General features: G+C 66.9%; 15 protein-coding genes. 9 read left to right on the plus strand and 6 right to left on the minus strand.

Annotated features, from left to right (window positions below; all coding sequences use genetic code 11):
• Window position 1 precedes the first annotated feature (1 nt).
• From ispG to ACZK13_RS07895, 3 genes are all read left to right on the plus strand, one after another.
• Window positions 2–1,267, plus strand: a complete 1,266-nt coding sequence (gene ispG / locus ACZK13_RS07885; protein WP_032128857.1) for a flavodoxin-dependent (E)-4-hydroxy-3-methylbut-2-enyl-diphosphate synthase — start codon at window positions 2–4, stop codon at window positions 1,265–1,267.
• Window positions 1,248–1,997: a phosphatase PAP2 family protein gene (locus ACZK13_RS07890; RefSeq protein WP_032128858.1), complete on the plus strand. Its 750-nt coding sequence runs from the start codon at window positions 1,248–1,250 to the stop codon at window positions 1,995–1,997. The genes ispG and ACZK13_RS07890 overlap by 20 nt, the downstream gene beginning before the upstream one ends.
• Window positions 1,998–2,198: 201 nt before the next feature.
• Window positions 2,199–2,846 (plus strand): response regulator, encoded by a 648-nt coding sequence (locus tag ACZK13_RS07895; protein WP_004153112.1) that lies wholly within the window; start codon window positions 2,199–2,201, stop codon window positions 2,844–2,846.
• 330 nt (window positions 2,847–3,176) lie between these two features.
• Here ACZK13_RS07895 and eda read toward each other — a convergent pair whose 3' ends face one another.
• The 5 genes from eda to zwf all read right to left on the minus strand — a co-directional run bounded on the left by eda (window position 3,177) and on the right by zwf (window position 9,179).
• The gene (eda, locus tag ACZK13_RS07900; RefSeq protein ID WP_032128859.1) at window positions 3,177–3,836 is read right to left on the minus strand and encodes a bifunctional 4-hydroxy-2-oxoglutarate aldolase/2-dehydro-3-deoxy-phosphogluconate aldolase; all 660 of its coding nucleotides are present in this window, start codon (window positions 3,834–3,836) and stop codon (window positions 3,177–3,179) included.
• Window positions 3,837–4,041: 205 nt separating this feature from the next.
• Complete coding sequence (gene edd / locus ACZK13_RS07905) at window positions 4,042–5,958, minus strand: phosphogluconate dehydratase (protein ID WP_125895701.1); 1,917 nt, start codon at window positions 5,956–5,958, stop codon at window positions 4,042–4,044.
• A gap of 58 nt (window positions 5,959–6,016) precedes the next feature.
• Window positions 6,017–6,742 carry a 6-phosphogluconolactonase gene (gene pgl, locus ACZK13_RS07910; protein WP_253145950.1) on the minus strand — a complete coding sequence of 242 codons (726 nt, stop codon included), beginning with the start codon at window positions 6,740–6,742 and terminating at the stop codon, window positions 6,017–6,019.
• Window positions 6,739–7,746 carry a glucokinase gene (glk, locus tag ACZK13_RS07915; RefSeq protein WP_049400948.1) on the minus strand — a complete coding sequence of 336 codons (1,008 nt, stop codon included), beginning with the start codon at window positions 7,744–7,746 and terminating at the stop codon, window positions 6,739–6,741. Before glk ends, pgl begins: the two co-directional genes overlap by 4 nt.
• Window positions 7,743–9,179 carry a glucose-6-phosphate dehydrogenase gene (gene zwf / locus ACZK13_RS07920; RefSeq protein WP_478482410.1) on the minus strand — a complete coding sequence of 479 codons (1,437 nt, stop codon included), beginning with the start codon at window positions 9,177–9,179 and terminating at the stop codon, window positions 7,743–7,745. The genes glk and zwf overlap by 4 nt, the downstream gene beginning before the upstream one ends.
• A gap of 352 nt (window positions 9,180–9,531) precedes the next feature.
• On the opposite strand from zwf, the gene ACZK13_RS07925 reads away from it, so the two are divergent.
• On the plus strand, window positions 9,532–10,614 hold the full coding sequence (locus ACZK13_RS07925; RefSeq protein WP_125895703.1) for an ABC transporter ATP-binding protein: 1,083 nt from the start codon (window positions 9,532–9,534) through the stop codon (window positions 10,612–10,614).
• A gap of 88 nt (window positions 10,615–10,702) precedes the next feature.
• On the opposite strand, the gene ygfZ is transcribed toward ACZK13_RS07925, so the two are convergent.
• Complete coding sequence (ygfZ, locus tag ACZK13_RS07930) at window positions 10,703–11,578, minus strand: CAF17-like 4Fe-4S cluster assembly/insertion protein YgfZ (RefSeq protein ID WP_180836683.1); 876 nt, start codon at window positions 11,576–11,578, stop codon at window positions 10,703–10,705.
• A 39-nt stretch (window positions 11,579–11,617) separates the two neighbouring features.
• Here ygfZ and ACZK13_RS07935 point away from each other — a divergent pair, with 39 nt between their 5' ends.
• From ACZK13_RS07935 to ACZK13_RS07955, 5 genes are all read left to right on the plus strand, one after another.
• On the plus strand, window positions 11,618–11,788 hold the full coding sequence (locus tag ACZK13_RS07935; protein ID WP_478445675.1) for a DUF1674 domain-containing protein: 171 nt from the start codon (window positions 11,618–11,620) through the stop codon (window positions 11,786–11,788).
• A gap of 56 nt (window positions 11,789–11,844) precedes the next feature.
• Entirely contained in the window at window positions 11,845–12,237 is a 393-nt protein-coding gene (gene sdhC / locus ACZK13_RS07940; RefSeq protein WP_024958620.1) for a succinate dehydrogenase, cytochrome b556 subunit, read from the plus strand.
• On the plus strand, window positions 12,234–12,620 hold the full coding sequence (gene sdhD / locus ACZK13_RS07945) for a succinate dehydrogenase, hydrophobic membrane anchor protein (protein WP_032128865.1): 387 nt from the start codon (window positions 12,234–12,236) through the stop codon (window positions 12,618–12,620). Before sdhC ends, sdhD begins: the two co-directional genes overlap by 4 nt.
• 31 nt (window positions 12,621–12,651) lie before the next feature.
• Window positions 12,652–14,442 carry a succinate dehydrogenase flavoprotein subunit gene (sdhA, locus tag ACZK13_RS07950; protein WP_134951043.1) on the plus strand — a complete coding sequence of 597 codons (1,791 nt, stop codon included), beginning with the start codon at window positions 12,652–12,654 and terminating at the stop codon, window positions 14,440–14,442.
• A 66-nt stretch (window positions 14,443–14,508) separates the two neighbouring features.
• The gene (locus ACZK13_RS07955; RefSeq protein ID WP_005409079.1) at window positions 14,509–15,294 is read left to right on the plus strand and encodes a succinate dehydrogenase iron-sulfur subunit; all 786 of its coding nucleotides are present in this window, start codon (window positions 14,509–14,511) and stop codon (window positions 15,292–15,294) included.
• Window positions 15,295–15,316: the final 22 nt, after the last annotated feature.

The raw sequence follows: 15,316 nt of genomic DNA on the forward strand, positions 1-15,316 counted from the left end.
CATGCACGACGCCGTTACCCGCCCGACGCCCCCTTCCGATGCCACTGCCTGGCCCCGCCGCCAGACCCATGCCGTCCAGATCGGCGGGGTCACCGTAGGCGGAGGCAAGCCGGTCGTGGTGCAGTCGATGACCAACACCGATACCTCCGACGTGGCCTCCAGCGTGAAGCAGGTGGCCGAGTTGTGGCGTGCGGGTTCGGAAATGGTGCGGCTGACCGTCAATACCGTGGAAGCGGCTGCGGCGATCCCGCGCATTGTCGACAAGCTGGCGATGATGGGCATCGACGTGCCGCTGATCGGTGACTTCCATTACAACGGCCATCAGCTGCTGACCGCCGAACCGGCCTGTGCCGAAGCGCTGGCCAAGTACCGCATCAACCCGGGCAATGTCGGCTTCGGCAAGAAGAAGGACCTGCAGTTCGCCCAGCTGATCGAGTTCGCGATCCGCTACAACAAGCCGGTGCGCATCGGTGCCAACTGGGGCTCGCTGGACCAGGCCCTGGCGGCAAAGCTGATGGACGAGAACAACCTGCGTGAGCAGCCCTGGGACGCCGGCCGCGTGCTGCGCGAGGCGCTGATCCGCTCGGCGCTGGATTCGGCAGAGCAGGCGGTGGAGCTCGGCCTGCCGCGCGACCGCATCGTGCTGTCGGCCAAGGTCAGTGGCGTGCAGGAGCTGATCGCGGTGTACCGCGACCTGGCCCAGCGCTCGGATTTCGCCCTGCACCTGGGCCTGACCGAGGCCGGAATTGGCAGCAAGGGCATCGTCGCCTCGTCCGCGGCGCTGAGCGTGCTGCTGCAGGAGGGCATCGGTGACACCATCCGCATCTCGCTGACCCCGGAACCGGGCCAGTCGCGTACGCAGGAAGTGATCGTCGCCCAGGAGCTGCTGCAGACCACCGGCCAGCGCGCCTTCACGCCGCTGGTCACGGCCTGCCCGGGCTGCGGCCGCACCACCTCCGAGTTCTTCCAGGAGCTGGCCAAGGTGGTACAGAACCACGTGCGCGAGAAGATGCCGCTGTGGAAGATCCACCACCCGGGTGCGGAGAACATGACCCTGGCGGTGATGGGCTGCATCGTCAACGGGCCGGGTGAGTCGCGCCATGCCAATATCGGCATCTCGCTGCCCGGCACGGGTGAAACGCCTGCAGCGCCGGTGTTCGTCGATGGCGAAAAGAAGGTGACCCTGCGTGGCGAGAACATCGCCCAGGAATTCGTCGCCCTGATCGACGATTACGTCGAACACAAGTATGTCCGAAGCGCCGGATAAGCCTGCGATCCTCGCTGCACCGGAGTCCGCCTCCGGCTTCCGCCACTGGATGGCGCGCAATGCCTGGCGCCTGGTCCTGCTGTTCGGTGGCGTGCTGCTGCCGCTGGCCGGCTTCGTCGCCCTGGCTGACGAGGTGCACGAGTTTGAATCGTTCCATTTCGATGCGCCGCTGCTGTGGCAGATGCATGGCCTGCATTCGCCGCTGCTGGACCGCTTCTTCGTGCTCATTTCCAGACTGGGCTACGAATGGTTCCTGATCCCGGCCGACGTGCTGATCATCGGCGTGCTGCTGGGCTACCGGCGTTGGCGCGAGGCGACCTTCGTGGCGGTCAGCTTCGTCGGCTCGGCGCTGCTGAACATGGGCAGCAAGCACTTCTTCCAGCGCCAGCGCCCCAGCCTGTGGGAATCGATCGCGCCGGAATCGACGTTCAGCTTCCCCAGCGGCCATGCGATGGGCTCGATGACCCTGGCAGTGACCCTGGTACTGCTGGCCTGGAACACCCGCTGGCGCTGGCCGGTGCTGCTGCTGGCACCGGCATTCAGCCTGCTGGTCAGCGTGTCCCGGGTCTACCTGGGGGTGCATTACCCCTCCGATATCCTGGCCGGATGGTGTGCCGCGCTGGTTTGGGTGGTAGGGTGCTATCTGGTCATGTTCAGTCGCCGGCACCCATGGCGACGTCACGGCTCGCCGCCAGCGAAGGCCAGCGAAGCATCATCACAGGGGGATTGACGTGGATGGCCCTTGAGGGACGTCTACGTGATAGATCAGTTGTTTCGTTGCAGCAGGTTCTGCAAGACAGGGGGCAAGCACAACGCGCGGTAGTGTGATGCGCAAGGCAGATTGCCGGGGTCGCATTCCGAACGCGCTTGCAGGGGTATCGGCACCCTGCCTAGCTTGACCTGCAATGGCCGCATTCGAAGAGGTACGTGAATGACGATTCGAGTCTACCTGGTGGATGACCATGCGCTGGTCCGCACCGGGATGAAGATGATTCTGTCGGGGGAAACCGACATCGAGGTGGTGGGCGAAGCCGAGACCGGCGAAGACGCGCTGCGTGAAGTCCGCCAGCTGCTGCCGGACGTGGTGTTGTGCGATCTGCACCTGCCGGGCGTAAGCGGCATGGAAGTGACCGAGCGCATCGTCCGCAGCCACCGCAACACCCGCGTGGTGATCGTGTCGGTGCTGGAAGACGGCCCGCTGCCGAAGCGCCTGCTGGAAGCCGGTGCTGCCGGGTACATCGGCAAGGGCTGCGATGCGCAGGAACTGCTGCGCGCAGTGCGCGACGTCGCCGGTGGCCGCCGCTACCTGGGCACCAGCATCGCGCAGAACCTGGCGTTGTCGACGGTGGAGGGCAACGGTTCGCCGTTCGACAGCCTGTCACCGCGCGAGCTGGAAGTGGCACTGCTGCTGACCCAGGGCCTGCGCCAGGAAGACATCGCGCGGCGGCTGAGCCTGAGTGCGAAGACGGTGAACACGCACAAGGCGCGGTTGTTCGAGAAGATGGGAATCCACGACAACATCGCGCTGGCGCGGATGGCCAGCCAGTATGGGCTGGTGGATCCGGCACGGCCGCTGTAAGGGTTTCGGCCAACGGCTGAGCCCCTCGCGGTGTGCGGCAGGATTCGTGGGGTTGGCCCTGCGGAGGGATTGCGCAGGGGACGCCGTGGATCCATCCCTGGAGGCTCGGGCGCGCCATCCATGGCGCTTACGCCCCTGCGCAATCCCTCCGCATGGCCACGGACAGGTTCCGTACGCGTCCACCGCGGAATGAAGAAGGAAGAGCAGGAGCGGGTCGCGCGCTGTGCGCGCTCGTCGCCTGGGGTCGGATCCCTTTCCCGGTGGGAAAGGGCTCTGACCCTTGATGATGCCGGAGCCGAGCGTGGGCGCGGCTCTACACCTTTGTCGGGCTCAGTGGCCGCGCACGCGCTTGATGATCTTTGCCGCGTCTGCGGCGCTGGCGCGCACCTTGTCCCATTCGCCGTCGGCGATCCAGTTGCCCGGCACCATCCACGAACCACCGATGCAGACCACGTTCTTCTGCTCGAGGTATTCGGCGGCGGTGTTTTCGGTGATGCCACCGGTCGGGCACAGTTTGAGGTCGGCAACCGGGCCGGCCAGGCCCTTGATCATCGCCAGCCCGCCCACGGCCGTGGCCGGGAACAGCTTGCACACGCGGAAGCCGCGCGCGTACAGCGACAGCAGCTCGGTCGGGGTTGCCGCACCCGGCACCACCGGCAGCGGCGCAGCGGCCAGTGCATCAGCCAGCGCCGGCGGCGTACCCGGGGTCACCAGGAAATCCGCACCCGCATCGATGGACTGCTGCATCTGCTCCACGGTCAGCACCGTACCGGCACCCACCACCACGTCCGGCAGCTCGCGCTTGAGCATCGCCAGCGCTTCCATCGCCACCGGCGTGCGCAGCGTCAGCTCGATGGCCGGCAAGCCACCTTCCAGCAGCGCCGCGCTGACCGCACGCGCCTGGTCCAGCGTATGAATCGTCACCACCGGCAGGATGCCCGCCGCACGCAACAGCTCCGCCGCCTTCACCTGATGTTGTTCGATACCCATGCTTTTGCCCTTGCCTTTGCTCTTCTTGATTCAGTGGCCGCAGCGCAAATGACGCGCCGGGAATTGTCCAAGGGCAGTAGAGCGCCCTGGCCGGGACCGTGAGCGGCATGGATGCCGCGATCGAGCCCCCATGGATGGGTTTACGGCGTGTCCCGGCCAGGGCGCTCTACTGCCCAAGCCGGGAAGCCTGCCGCGGCTTTTCGCTTCAGGCGTCTTTCGCCTCATGCGGCGCCGCCGCCGCCGCGGCATCGTGCCCCAGCTCATACTCCGCGTCGTACTCCCACGGCCCACCATCAGCCGCCGCCGGCCCGCACGAAATCGAAATCGCACCCTGGTCGGCCGGACCCACCACACGACGGTTGATCGCGAACAGGTTGCGGCCCAGATCATGCGCGGCAGGCGCGGTGTTCGGCGCCAGCGGACGTGCAGCCCATTCGGCTGCGTCCACCAGCACTTCCAGCGTGCCGGCCTCGCCATCGAGGCGGATCATGTCGCCCTCGCGAACCTTGGCCAGCGGACCACCCCGCGCCGCTTCCGGCGTCACATGGATCGCCGCAGGGATCTTGCCCGAGGCGCCGGACAGGCGGCCGTCGGTGACCAGCGCCACGCGCCGGCCCTGGTTCTGCAGCAGGCCCAGCAGCGGCGCCAGCGAATGCAGTTCCGGCATGCCGTTCGCACGCGGGCCCTGGTAACGCACCACCGCCACGAAATGCTCGGGCAACAGGCCGCCGGCATGCAGCTTGTTCAACACCTGCGGCGCATCGACCACCACCGCCGGTGCTTCGATCGTGCGGTATTGCGGCTTCACCGCCGACAGCTTGATCAGCGACTTGCCGAGGTTGCCGCGCAGCAGGCGCAGGCCACCCTGGTGCTCGAACGGATTGTCGACGCCACGCACCACCTCTTCGTCGGCGCTGCGTTCCAGACCCGGCAGGTAGACCAGCTTGCCGTCGCGCAGCTGTGGTTCGCGCGCATAGTCGGCCATGCCGCCGCGCGCCACGCTGACCAGGTCGCCATGCATCAGGCCGGCCTTGATCAGTTCGCCGAACACGAAGGCCGGGCCGCCTGCTGCGGCGAAGCGGTTTACATCGGCTTCGCCGTTCGGGTAGACGCGGGCCAGCAGCGGAATCAGCTGCGACAGCTCGTCGAAGTCGTCCCAGGTCAGCACGATGCCAGCCGCGCGTGCCACCGCGATCCAGTGGATGGTGTGGTTGGTCGAGCCGCCGGTCGCCATCAGCGCAATGACCGCATTGATGATCGCGCGCTCGTCGATGATCCGGCCGAGCGGACGGAAATCGTCGCCCAGTGCGGTGATGTCGAGCGCGCGCTCGGTGGCTTCACGGGTGAGGGCGTCGCGCAACGGCGTGCCTGGATTGACGAACGATGCGCCCGGCAGCTGCACGCCCATCGCTTCCAGCAGCACCTGGTTGGAGTTGGCGGTGCCGTAGAAGGTGCAGGTGCCCGCACCGTGGTAAGAGGCCGATTCCGCTTCCAGCAGTTCCTCGCGGGTGGCCTCGCCGGCGGCGTAGCGCTCGCGCACTTCGGCCTTCTGCTTGTTCGGGATGCCCGGGGTCATCGGGCCGGCCGGCACGAACACCGCCGGCAGATGGCCGAAGGCCAGCGCACCGATCAGCAGGCCCGGCACGATCTTGTCGCACACACCGAGGTAGACGGTGGTGTCGAACATATCGTGGCTGAGCCCGATCGCGGTGGCCTGCGCGATCACATCGCGCGAGAACAGTGACAGTTCCATGCCGCCGCGGCCCTGGGTGACGCCGTCGCACATCGCCGGCACGCCGCCGGCCACCTGTGCGGTGGCGCCCAGCTCGCGGGCGATCTCGCGGATCTGCTCGGGATAGGTCTCGAACGGCTGGTGCGCCGACAGCATGTCGTTGTAGGCGGTGATGATGCCGAGGTTCGGCGTCACGCCGCCGCGCAGGCGGCTCTTGTCGGTGCCGCCGCAGGCGGCGAACCCGTGGGCGAGGTTGCCGCAGCTCAGGCGGCTGCGGAACGGGCCTTCACGCAGGGAGGCGTCGATCGCGGCCAGGTAGGCGGCGCGTGAGGCGGCGCTGCGGCGGATGACACGCTCAGTGATGGCTTGCAGTTGCGGATGGAGGCTCATTGGCTACCGGCGTTCGTGGTGGCGAGAGGCAAGCGGCGGCACGGCGCCGCCGCCAACATCAATCAGCCCAGTGGACGCGCAGGCGCGCGCCTTCCAGGTTGATCGCATTGAGGATGGGGTAATGCTGGGCGTCATTGCTGTCCAGCGCCTGGCGCAGTACCTGCAGCTTCTGCTTGCCGCGCAGCAGCAGCAGGCGCTGGCGGCACTGGCGCAGGCCATGCGGGGTCAGCGTGATGCGCAGCGGCCACTGGTTCGCGCCCGGGCAGCCGGTGGCATCCAGCGCCGCGTAGGGCAGGGTGCTTTCCAGTGCGCGGGCCAGGTCCTTCGAGCCGGGGAACAGCGAGGCGGTGTGGCCGTCGTTGCCCATGCCCAGCGCCACCAGGCTCGGCGGTTGGCTGTGCTGCGCCTGCAGGTTGGCGGTGTACACGCATTCCGGAAGCGGCTTGCCGATGCGCACCAGCGGATCGAAATGCGCACCTTCGGCGCGCTTGAGCAGATTCTCGCGCACCAGCCAGGCATTGCTGTCGCGATCCTGCGGCGACAGCCAGCGCTCATCGGCCAGGCTCACTTCCACGCGGTCCCAGTGCACGTCCAGTTCGGCCAGCGCCTGGTACACCGGTGCCGGCGTGGTGCCGCCAGACAACAGGATGCGGGCGCGGCCCACTTCGTTGATGTCGTGGTTGAGGGTCTGCGCCATCTCAGCGGCCACCGCCTCGATCCAGCCATCGGCATCGCCGTGCTGGATGAACTCGATGCGGTCGTCGTGGAAGGTGGTGGGGCTCATGCGGCAACTCCAGGTGCGTCACGTTCGGCGTCGGCGGCGTAGGCGGCGGCGCCCAGCAGTCCGGCGTGGGGATGCATCACGGCCAACGAGGGCACCCGCGCCATGATCGAAGAGAAGCGGCCTTTGTGTTCGAAGCGCTGGCGGAAACCAGAGTGCTGCAGCGAATCGAGCATCTTCGGGGTCAGCCCGCCGGTCAGGAACACGCCGTCCCACGCGCCCTGGGTCAGCACCAGGTCGCCTGCGATGGCGCCGAACACGGCGCAGAACACATCGACGGTGCGCATCGCCTGCGGGTCACCGTGCAGGGCGCGGGCGGTCACGTCCACCGGCTGCAGTTGGCCCGGATCGATGCCGGCCATCTCGCATACGGCGCGATGGATGTTGACCAGGCCAGGGCCGCAGATCAGGCGCTCGTTGGAGACGCGGCCGAACTGTTCGGACAGGATCTCCAGGATGCGGATCTCCTCCGGGGTTCCCGGCGGGAAGCTGACATGGCCGCCTTCGGTTTCCAGCGGGTAGCAGCGGCCGTGGCGCAGGATCAGGCCACCGACACCCAGGCCCGTACCCGGCCCGATCACCGCGTAGTTGCGCGGCTGGCCGGGTTTGCCCGGCACCCAGGCGGCACCGCCGACCTGGACCACGTCATCGGGCTGCAGCAGCGAAATCGCCATCGCCTGTGCGGCGAAGTCGTTGATCAGGTGCAGTTCGTTGAAGCCGAGCATGGCGGCGGTGCGGCTGCGCGAGATCACCCACGGGTGGTTGGTGATGCGCGCTTCGTCACCGTCGACGCGACCGGCCACCGCGAACACGCCGCGGCTGGCCGTGGCGCCGATCTGTTCCAGATGGTGGCGCGCGGCATCACCCAGCGACGGGAACTCCGCCACCGCGTACTCGCGGATGCTGTCCTTCTGCAGTGGTGCGTCCTGCGAAGTGTCAGCCAGGGCGAAGCGGGCATTGGTGCCACCGATGTCGGCGACCAGCACCGGCTGCGAGCTGGCGCTCATGCCGACGCTCCGCTGTCCGGCGCGTCCACGCCCTGCGGCAGGAACTCGCCGGCATTGCTCGGCCCCCATTGGCCGGCGGGGTAGGGCTCCAGCGGCAGCTTGGCGTCCTTCCAGGCGTCGGCGACGCTGTCGATCCAGGCCCACGCTGCGCGCACTTCGTCGTCGCGCACGAACAGCGTGTGGTTGCCGTTGAAGGCATCCAGGAACAGGCGTTCGTAGGCGATGCGGCGGTGCAGGCCAGTCGGCACCGACAGTTCCAGTTCCAGCGGATGCAGCTCCAGCGCGCCCCATTCCGGGCCGGCCAGGCTGCTCATCAGGCCCAGTTCGATGTTTTCCTGCGGCTGCAGCTGGAACACCAGGCGGTTCGGTGCGGCCTGCGCGCGCTGCGGGCGCTCGAACAGCCAGTGGGTGACCGGCTTCAGCGTGACCACCACGCGGGTGGTGCGTTCGGGCAGGCGCTTGCCGGTGACCAGGTGGAACGGCACGCCGCTCCAGCGCCAGTTGTCGATATGCGCGGTGACCCCGGCGAAGGTCTCCACGTCGCTGCCTTCCGGCGGCTGGTAGGCCTGGGCCGGCTGGCCGTTGATGGTACCGGCGGTGTAGCGGCCACGGATGCTGTCACGCGCGGCGTGCTTGGCATCGAGCGGGCGCAGGGCGCGCAGCACCTTGACCTTCTCGTCGCGGATGCGGTCGGCTTCCAGCGAGGCTGGCGGCTCCATCGCCACCATGCACAGCAGCTGCAGGATATGGCTCTGCACCATGTCGCGCAGCGCGCCGGAGCGGGCGTAGTAGGCGTCGCGGCCATCCACGCCTTCGCTTTCGGCGACCAGGATGTGCACCGATTCGATGTAGTTGCGGTTCCACACCGCTTCCAGCAGCGTGTTGCCGAAGCGCAGCGCGATCAGGTTCTGCACCGCCGCCTTGCCCAGGTAGTGGTCGAGGCGGAACACACGATCCTCGTCGATCCACTGGCCGATGGTGCTGATGATTTCCTCGGCGCTTTCGCTGTCGCTGCCGATCGGCTTCTCCAGCATCAGGCGTGCCGGTGCGGCGAGGGCGCCACCCTTGGCCAGGCCTTCGCAGGTGGAGATGTACAGGCCCGGCGGAATGGCCAGGTAGCTGACGCACTTGCGGTGCACCAGGTCGGAGACTGCGGCGGCAACCGAGTCGACGTCGCGCAGGTCCACCGAACGATAGTCGATGCGGCGCAGCAGGGCGCTGATGTCGTCCTGCGTGGCCATCGGCATGGCCTGCTGCAGGCGCGGCCGCAGGATGTCATGGAAGGTTTCGGTGTCATGCCCGGACAGGGCCAGCGCACGGATGCGGAAGTCCTCCGGCAGCAGGCCGTCGCCAAGCAGGCGAAGCAGCGAAGGGAACAGGTAGCGCTGGGCCAGATCACCTGTGGCACCGAACAGGAAGAGGGTGTCGTGCATCGCTCGAGTTTCAGATCCGGGTGACATCGTTGTCAATCGCTTCATGGCTGGGTTCGGGGGACATCCGCGCAACTGCCTGTCCGAGGTTCGTCAGGGGCGATCTCCGGGGTAGCGGAAGACCGTTCCATTCGAAACCACTGCCTCGGCGGAACCTTCGTTCAACCGCCGACGCAGATCGGTGCGCACCGATCATCGGATAGTGCCACGTGAAAACGTTTACATGGCAGAATGGGCAACTGTATTCGATTGCAGTGCTCGCCGTCATGCGGCAGGCGCGCAATCATCACTGCCATCGGGAGGGCCGAGGCAGTCCCAAAAGACAGCCCGGCTTCGGGCGGACCGGATAGGTGATATGGCAAAAGTGCAGTTGCAGGGTGTGCGCAAGGTCTATGACAACGGCCAGGTCGCGGTGAAGGACGCCAGCTTCGAGGTCGCCGATGGCGAGCTGATGGTGCTGGTCGGTCCGTCCGGCTGTGGCAAGTCGACCCTGCTGCGGATGGTGGCTGGCCTGGAGGAGATCAGCGGCGGCACGCTGACCATCGGTGATCGCGTGGTCAACGACGTGGCGCCGAAGGACCGCGACATCGCCATGGTGTTCCAGAGCTACGCGCTGTACCCGCACATGACCGTGGCCGAGAACCTGGCCTTCGGCCTGAAGCTGCGCGGGCATGACAAGGCGACCATCGACAAGCGCATCGCCGAAGCAGCGCAGACCCTGGGCCTGACCGAGATGATGGACAAGCTGCCCAAGGCGATGTCCGGTGGCCAGCGCCAGCGTGTTGCGCTGGGCCGTGCACTGGTGCGCGAGCCGGCGGTGTTCCTGCTGGACGAGCCGCTGTCCAACCTCGACGCCAAGCTGCGCCACAGCGTGCGTACCGAGATCGCGCAGCTGCATCGCAAGCTGGGCACCACCATGATCTACGTGACGCACGACCAGGTCGAAGCGATGACCCTGGGCCAGCGCATCGTGGTGCTGAAGGACGGCATCATCCAGCAGATCGATACGCCGATGGCGCTGTACGACCGCCCGGCCAATCTGTTCGTGGCCGGTTTCCTCGGCAGCCCGGCGATGAACGTGCTGCGTGGCACGCTGCAGGGCGATGCCGGCGGCGTGACCGTGGTCGACGGCGAATGGCGTGCACCGCTGGGCCAGGCCACGATCGATCCGGCGTGGCTGCAGAAGCCGATCGCGGTGGGCGTGCGCCCGGAACACCTGCAGCCGGCCCGTGCCGATGATGCGCATGCATTTGCCGCACGCATTGAAGGCATCGAACCGGTCGGTAACGAGATCTTCGTCAACCTGAGCAGTGGCCAGCATGCGCTGACCATGCGCGTAGCGCCGCAGTCGCTGCCGGCGGTGGGCGAGCAGATCCGTGTGGCGATCCACCCGCAGGGCCTGCACTTCTTCAACCCGGAAACCGGCGAGCGCCTGTAACGGGTAGTGCCGGCCGCTGGCCGGCAACTTCAACCATGCGTGGTTGCCGGCCAGCGGCCGGCACTACCATTCCTTGCATCCACCGGATTCAGCGCGCCAGGCCATCCAGCAACGGCATGCGCTGCGCGATGGCATCACCCACCTGCAGATCAGCGTCGCTGGCCTCCAGCGGCAGCACCGCCAGTGCCAGGTCGCCGGCCACGCAGGCAATCGTGCCCAGCGCTGCGCCGTCCTGCTGCACGCCATCGCCTGCCTGCGCCGGTGCCGCGGTATGCAGCAGCTGCACCGCACGCTTGGCCTTGCCGAGGAAGTGGGTGCGGGCGACGATCTCCTGGCCCGGATAGCAGCCCTTCTTCACGCTGTAGCCGTTCAGGCGGTCCAACCCCAGCTGCTGCGGGGTCCACACTTCGCGCTGGCTTTCTTGCAGCCGGGGCAGGCCGTAGCGCAGGTCGGCCTGGCGCCAGGCCAGCGCGAAAGCGGTCTCATCGGCTTCACTGCTGGCTGCAAAGGCATCGGCGGCGCCAATGCGCAGGGTCCGCGGCAGGGCGTCGCTGCCCAGGTCCAGCTCCCAGCCGTCACCTGCGGTCTGCGCAATCGCAGCGCCGCTGGCGGCTTCGGGCGCAGTGAACGCGCCGGCCACGGCCAGATCGCTGCGCACCAGTACCTTCACCTTGCGGCGGAACACGAAGCGCTGCAGTTGCGACGCAATCGCATCGGCATCGCCGTCGGCCAGCACCAGCATCACGTGGTCGTCCGCTAGCCGAAGCAGCTGGAACACCGCCAGGGTGCGGCCCTTGGCGCTCAGCCAGGCGCTCCACTGCCAGTGCTGCAGGGGCAGGGCGGTGACATCGCTGCTGAACTGGGCGTGGGCAAAGACAGCTGCATCCGGGCCTTGCAGGCTCAGCAGCTGGTGGCCGGGCAGGCGCGGATATCCGACGAAAGCAGGGGGCAGGTTGTCAGGCACGTGAACGAGGTCTAAAATTTGTGCGTTGCGAGACCGAACATGATAGGCCAAACAACCCCCACTCCCGACGACGAATCTGAAGCCCCGCTGGACCCCGCGGCACCCGTGCCCGTGGAACAGGAAAAAGCAGAGGAATTCGGCGGCCGCGGCGGACTTGATCCGGTGCGGTATGGCGATTGGGAGAAAAACGGACGCTGCATCGATTTCTGATCAGCATTGAGCCAACGCGGCCGTGTGCCGCCCAGCCGAGACAACGAGCCCAGCGAATGGCGACCAGACAACGCCCACTTTCCCCGCACCTTCAGGTGTATCGCTGGCAGATTCAGATGGCCACCTCGATCCTGCATCGAGCCACTGGCGTCTTTCTGTCTGTTGGTGCCCTCATCATCGCCGCCGGCCTGCTGGCCCTGATGATGGGGCCCGAGTCCTGGAACTGCTTCACCGGCCACGCCGGGGCCTGGTATGGCCGCGTGTTCCTGTTCGCGTGGACATGGTCGTTCGCCTATCACCTGTGCAATGGCATCCGCCATGTGGTGCAGGACTTCGCCATCGGCTTCAGCATCCCCGCCTTCATCCGCAGCAGCTGGCTGTCGGTCATCGGCAGCCTGGTGATCACCCTGCTGGTGTGGGCCTATGTGATGTTCGGAGGTGCCGCGTGAGCAAGTTCCGTACCCCGTTGAAGAGCGTACGCGGCCTCGGTTCGGCCAAGACCGGCACCGAGCACTTCGTGCACCAGCGCCTGACTGCCGCCGCCCTGGTGGCCCTGGGCATCTGGTTCCTGGTCTTCGTGCTGGGCCTGCTGGGCTCGGACTACGCGACCGCCGCCGCCGCCGTGGCCAAGCCGTGGAACGCGGTGCCGCTGATCGGCCTGCTGATCGCCATGTTCTGGCACGCGCAGCTCGGCATGCAGGTCGTGCTGGAAGATTACATCCACGAATCGCTGCTGGCCCTGGTGCTGCAGACCGCGGTGAAGTTCGTCGCCGTGCTCGGCATGATCGTCAGTGTGTTTGCGGTGGGCCGCATCGCCCTCGGCGTTGCCTGAGCCCAGGCACCTACACAGGAATCCAGATTAGATGTCCGCTTACAAGATCACCGAACACAAGTACGACATGGTCGTGGTGGGCGCCGGCGGCGCCGGCCTGCGCGCCACGTTCGGCCTGGCCGCCAAGGGCCTGCAGACCGTGTGCCTGACCAAGGTCTTCCCGACCCGTTCGCACACCGTTGCCGCCCAGGGCGGTATCTCGGCCGCACTCGCCAACATGGGCGAGGACGACTGGCGCTACCACTTCTTCGACACCATCAAGGGTTCGGACTGGCTGGGCGACCAGGACGCCATCGAATACATGTGCCGTGAGGCCATCCCGGCCATCATCGAGCTCGAACACTACGGCGTGCCGTTCTCGCGCACCGCCGAAGGCAAGATCTACCAGCGTCCGTTCGGTGGCATGACCACCAAGTACGGCGAAGGCCCGGCGGCGCAGCGTACCTGCGCGGCGGCCGACCGTACCGGCCACGCGATGCTGCACACCCTGTACCAGCAGTCGCTGAAGCACGACGCGCGCTTCATGATCGAGTACTTCGCACTCGACCTGATCTTCGATGACGAAGGCGCCTGCCGCGGCGTGCTGGCTCTGGACATGTCCGACGGCACCCTGCACCTGTTCCGCGCCCAGGGCGTGGTGCTGGCCACCGGCGGTTACGGCCGTGCCTACTTCAGCGCCACCTCGGCGCACACCTGCACCGGCGACGGTGGCGGCCTGGCCATGCGTGCCGGCATCGCCATGCAGGACATGGAGTTCGTGCAGTTCCACCCGACCGGCATCTATGGCGCCGGCTGCCTGATCACCGAGGGTGTCCGCGGTGAAGGCGGCATCCTGCGCAACAGCAGCGGCGAGCGCTTCATGGAGCGCTACGCGCCGCACTACAAGGACCTGGCCTCGCGCGACGTGGTCAGCCGTTCGATGACCATCGAGATCCGCGAAGGCCGCGGCGTCGGCGAGCACAAGGACCACATCCTGCTCGACCTGACCCACCTTGGCCCGGGCGTGATCGACGAGAAGCTGCCGGGCATTGCCGAGAGCGCCCGCATCTTCGCCGGCGTCGACGTGCACAAGCAGCCGATCCCGGTGATCCCGACCGTGCACTACAACATGGGCGGCATTCCGACCAATTACCACGGCGAAGTGGTGCGCAAGGATGGCGACAACCCCGATGCGGTGATCCCGGGCCTGTACGCGATCGGCGAAGCCGCCTGCGTGTCGGTGCACGGTGCCAACCGCCTCGGCTCGAACTCGCTGCTGGACCTGGTGGTGTTCGGTCGTGCGGTGGCCAACCGCTGCGCCGAGACCATCAAGCCGGGCGCGTCGCACAAGCCGCTGCCGGCCGATGCCTGCGACAAGGCGCTGGGCCTGCTGGACAAGCTGCGCCACGCCAACGGCGATACCCCGACCTCGGTCATCCGCGATCGCATGCAGCGCACCATGCAGGCCGACGCGGCGGTCTTCCGCACCAGCCAGACGCTGAAGGAAGGCTGCGAGAAGATGGACAAGATCTTCGACTCGTTCCAGGACGTGAAGGTCTCCGACCGTTCGCTGGTCTGGAACTCGGACCTGATCGAGACCTACGAGCTGAACAACCTGCTGCTCAACGCCGTGGCGACGATCAACTCGGCCGAACAGCGCAAGGAAAGCCGCGGCGCGCATGCGCACGAGGACTATCCGGACCGCGACGACGTCAACTGGCAGAAGCACACCCTGGTCAGCGTCGACGAGAAGGGCAAGTGCAGCTTCGACTACCGTCCGGTGCACATGTACACGTTGACCGACGACGTGTCCGTAGTGCCGCCGAAGCCGCGCGTGTACTGATCCGACCCCGCCTACCATGCAATCCGCGCCCACGGGCGCGGGCCGCCTGAGCCAACGAGAGCAGCCATGGCCGAGTTTTCACTCCCCAAGAATTCCAAGATCACGAAGGGCAAGCACTTCCCCGTCAAGAACGGCGGCAAGAACGTGCGCACCTTCAAGATCTACCGCTGGAGTCCGGACGACGACAGCAACCCGCGCACCGATACCTATGAAGTCGATCTGGACGCCTGTGGCCCGATGGTCCTGGACGCCCTGATCAAGATCAAGAACGAGATCGACCCGACCCTGACCTTCCGCCGCTCCTGCCGCGAAGGTATCTGTGGTTCGTGCGCGATGAACATCGACGGCACCAACACCCTGGCCTGCACCCGAGCCATCTCGGACTGCGGCAAGAAGGAAGTGCCGATCTACCCGCTGCCGCACATGAACGTGGTCAAGGATCTGGTTCCGGACCTGACCCACTTCTACGCGCAGTACGCCTCGATCAAGCCGTGGATCCGCACCCAGACTCCGGCACCGCCGGATCGTGAGCGCCTGCAGTCGCCGGAAGACCGCAAGAAGCTGGACGGCCTGTACGAGTGCATCCTGTGCGCCTGCTGCTCGACCAGCTGCCCGAGCTACTGGTGGAACGGCGAGCGTTACCTGGGCCCGGCGATCCTGCTGCAGGCCTACCGCTGGATCATCGACTCGCGCGATGAGGACACCGGTGCGCGCCTGGACGATCTGGAAGATCCGTTCAAGCTGTACCGCTGCCACACCATCATGAACTGCGCCCGGACCTGCCCGAAGGGCCTGAACCCGGCGCTGGCGATCGCCGAGATCAAGAAGCTGATGATGGAACGCCGCGCCTGATCAGGCCTGGCTGTACCCGGTA

It is taken from the genome of Stenotrophomonas sp. 99219_Sma, from assembly GCF_056480785.1.

Excerpts from the sequence above, each read along its gene's own strand:
- ispG (WP_032128857.1), top strand. The coding sequence starts at position 2 with ATGCACGACGCCGTTACCCGCCCGACGCCCCCTTCCGATGCCACTGCC.
- ACZK13_RS07890 (WP_032128858.1), top strand. The coding sequence starts at position 1,248 with ATGTCCGAAGCGCCGGATAAGCCTGCGATCCTCGCTGCACCGGAGTCC.
- ACZK13_RS07895 (WP_004153112.1), top strand. The coding sequence starts at position 2,199 with ATGACGATTCGAGTCTACCTGGTGGATGACCATGCGCTGGTCCGCACC.
- eda (WP_032128859.1), bottom strand. The coding sequence starts at position 3,836 with ATGGGTATCGAACAACATCAGGTGAAGGCGGCGGAGCTGTTGCGTGCG.
- edd (WP_125895701.1), bottom strand. The coding sequence starts at position 5,958 with ATGAGCCTCCATCCGCAACTGCAAGCCATCACTGAGCGTGTCATCCGC.
- pgl (WP_253145950.1), bottom strand. The coding sequence starts at position 6,742 with ATGAGCCCCACCACCTTCCACGACGACCGCATCGAGTTCATCCAGCAC.
- glk (WP_049400948.1), bottom strand. The coding sequence starts at position 7,746 with ATGAGCGCCAGCTCGCAGCCGGTGCTGGTCGCCGACATCGGTGGCACC.
- zwf (WP_478482410.1), bottom strand. The coding sequence starts at position 9,179 with ATGCACGACACCCTCTTCCTGTTCGGTGCCACAGGTGATCTGGCCCAG.
- ACZK13_RS07925 (WP_125895703.1), top strand. The coding sequence starts at position 9,532 with ATGGCAAAAGTGCAGTTGCAGGGTGTGCGCAAGGTCTATGACAACGGC.
- ACZK13_RS07935 (WP_478445675.1), top strand. The coding sequence starts at position 11,618 with ATGATAGGCCAAACAACCCCCACTCCCGACGACGAATCTGAAGCCCCG.
- sdhC (WP_024958620.1), top strand. The coding sequence starts at position 11,845 with ATGGCGACCAGACAACGCCCACTTTCCCCGCACCTTCAGGTGTATCGC.
- sdhA (WP_134951043.1), top strand. The coding sequence starts at position 12,652 with ATGTCCGCTTACAAGATCACCGAACACAAGTACGACATGGTCGTGGTG.
- ACZK13_RS07955 (WP_005409079.1), top strand. The coding sequence starts at position 14,509 with ATGGCCGAGTTTTCACTCCCCAAGAATTCCAAGATCACGAAGGGCAAG.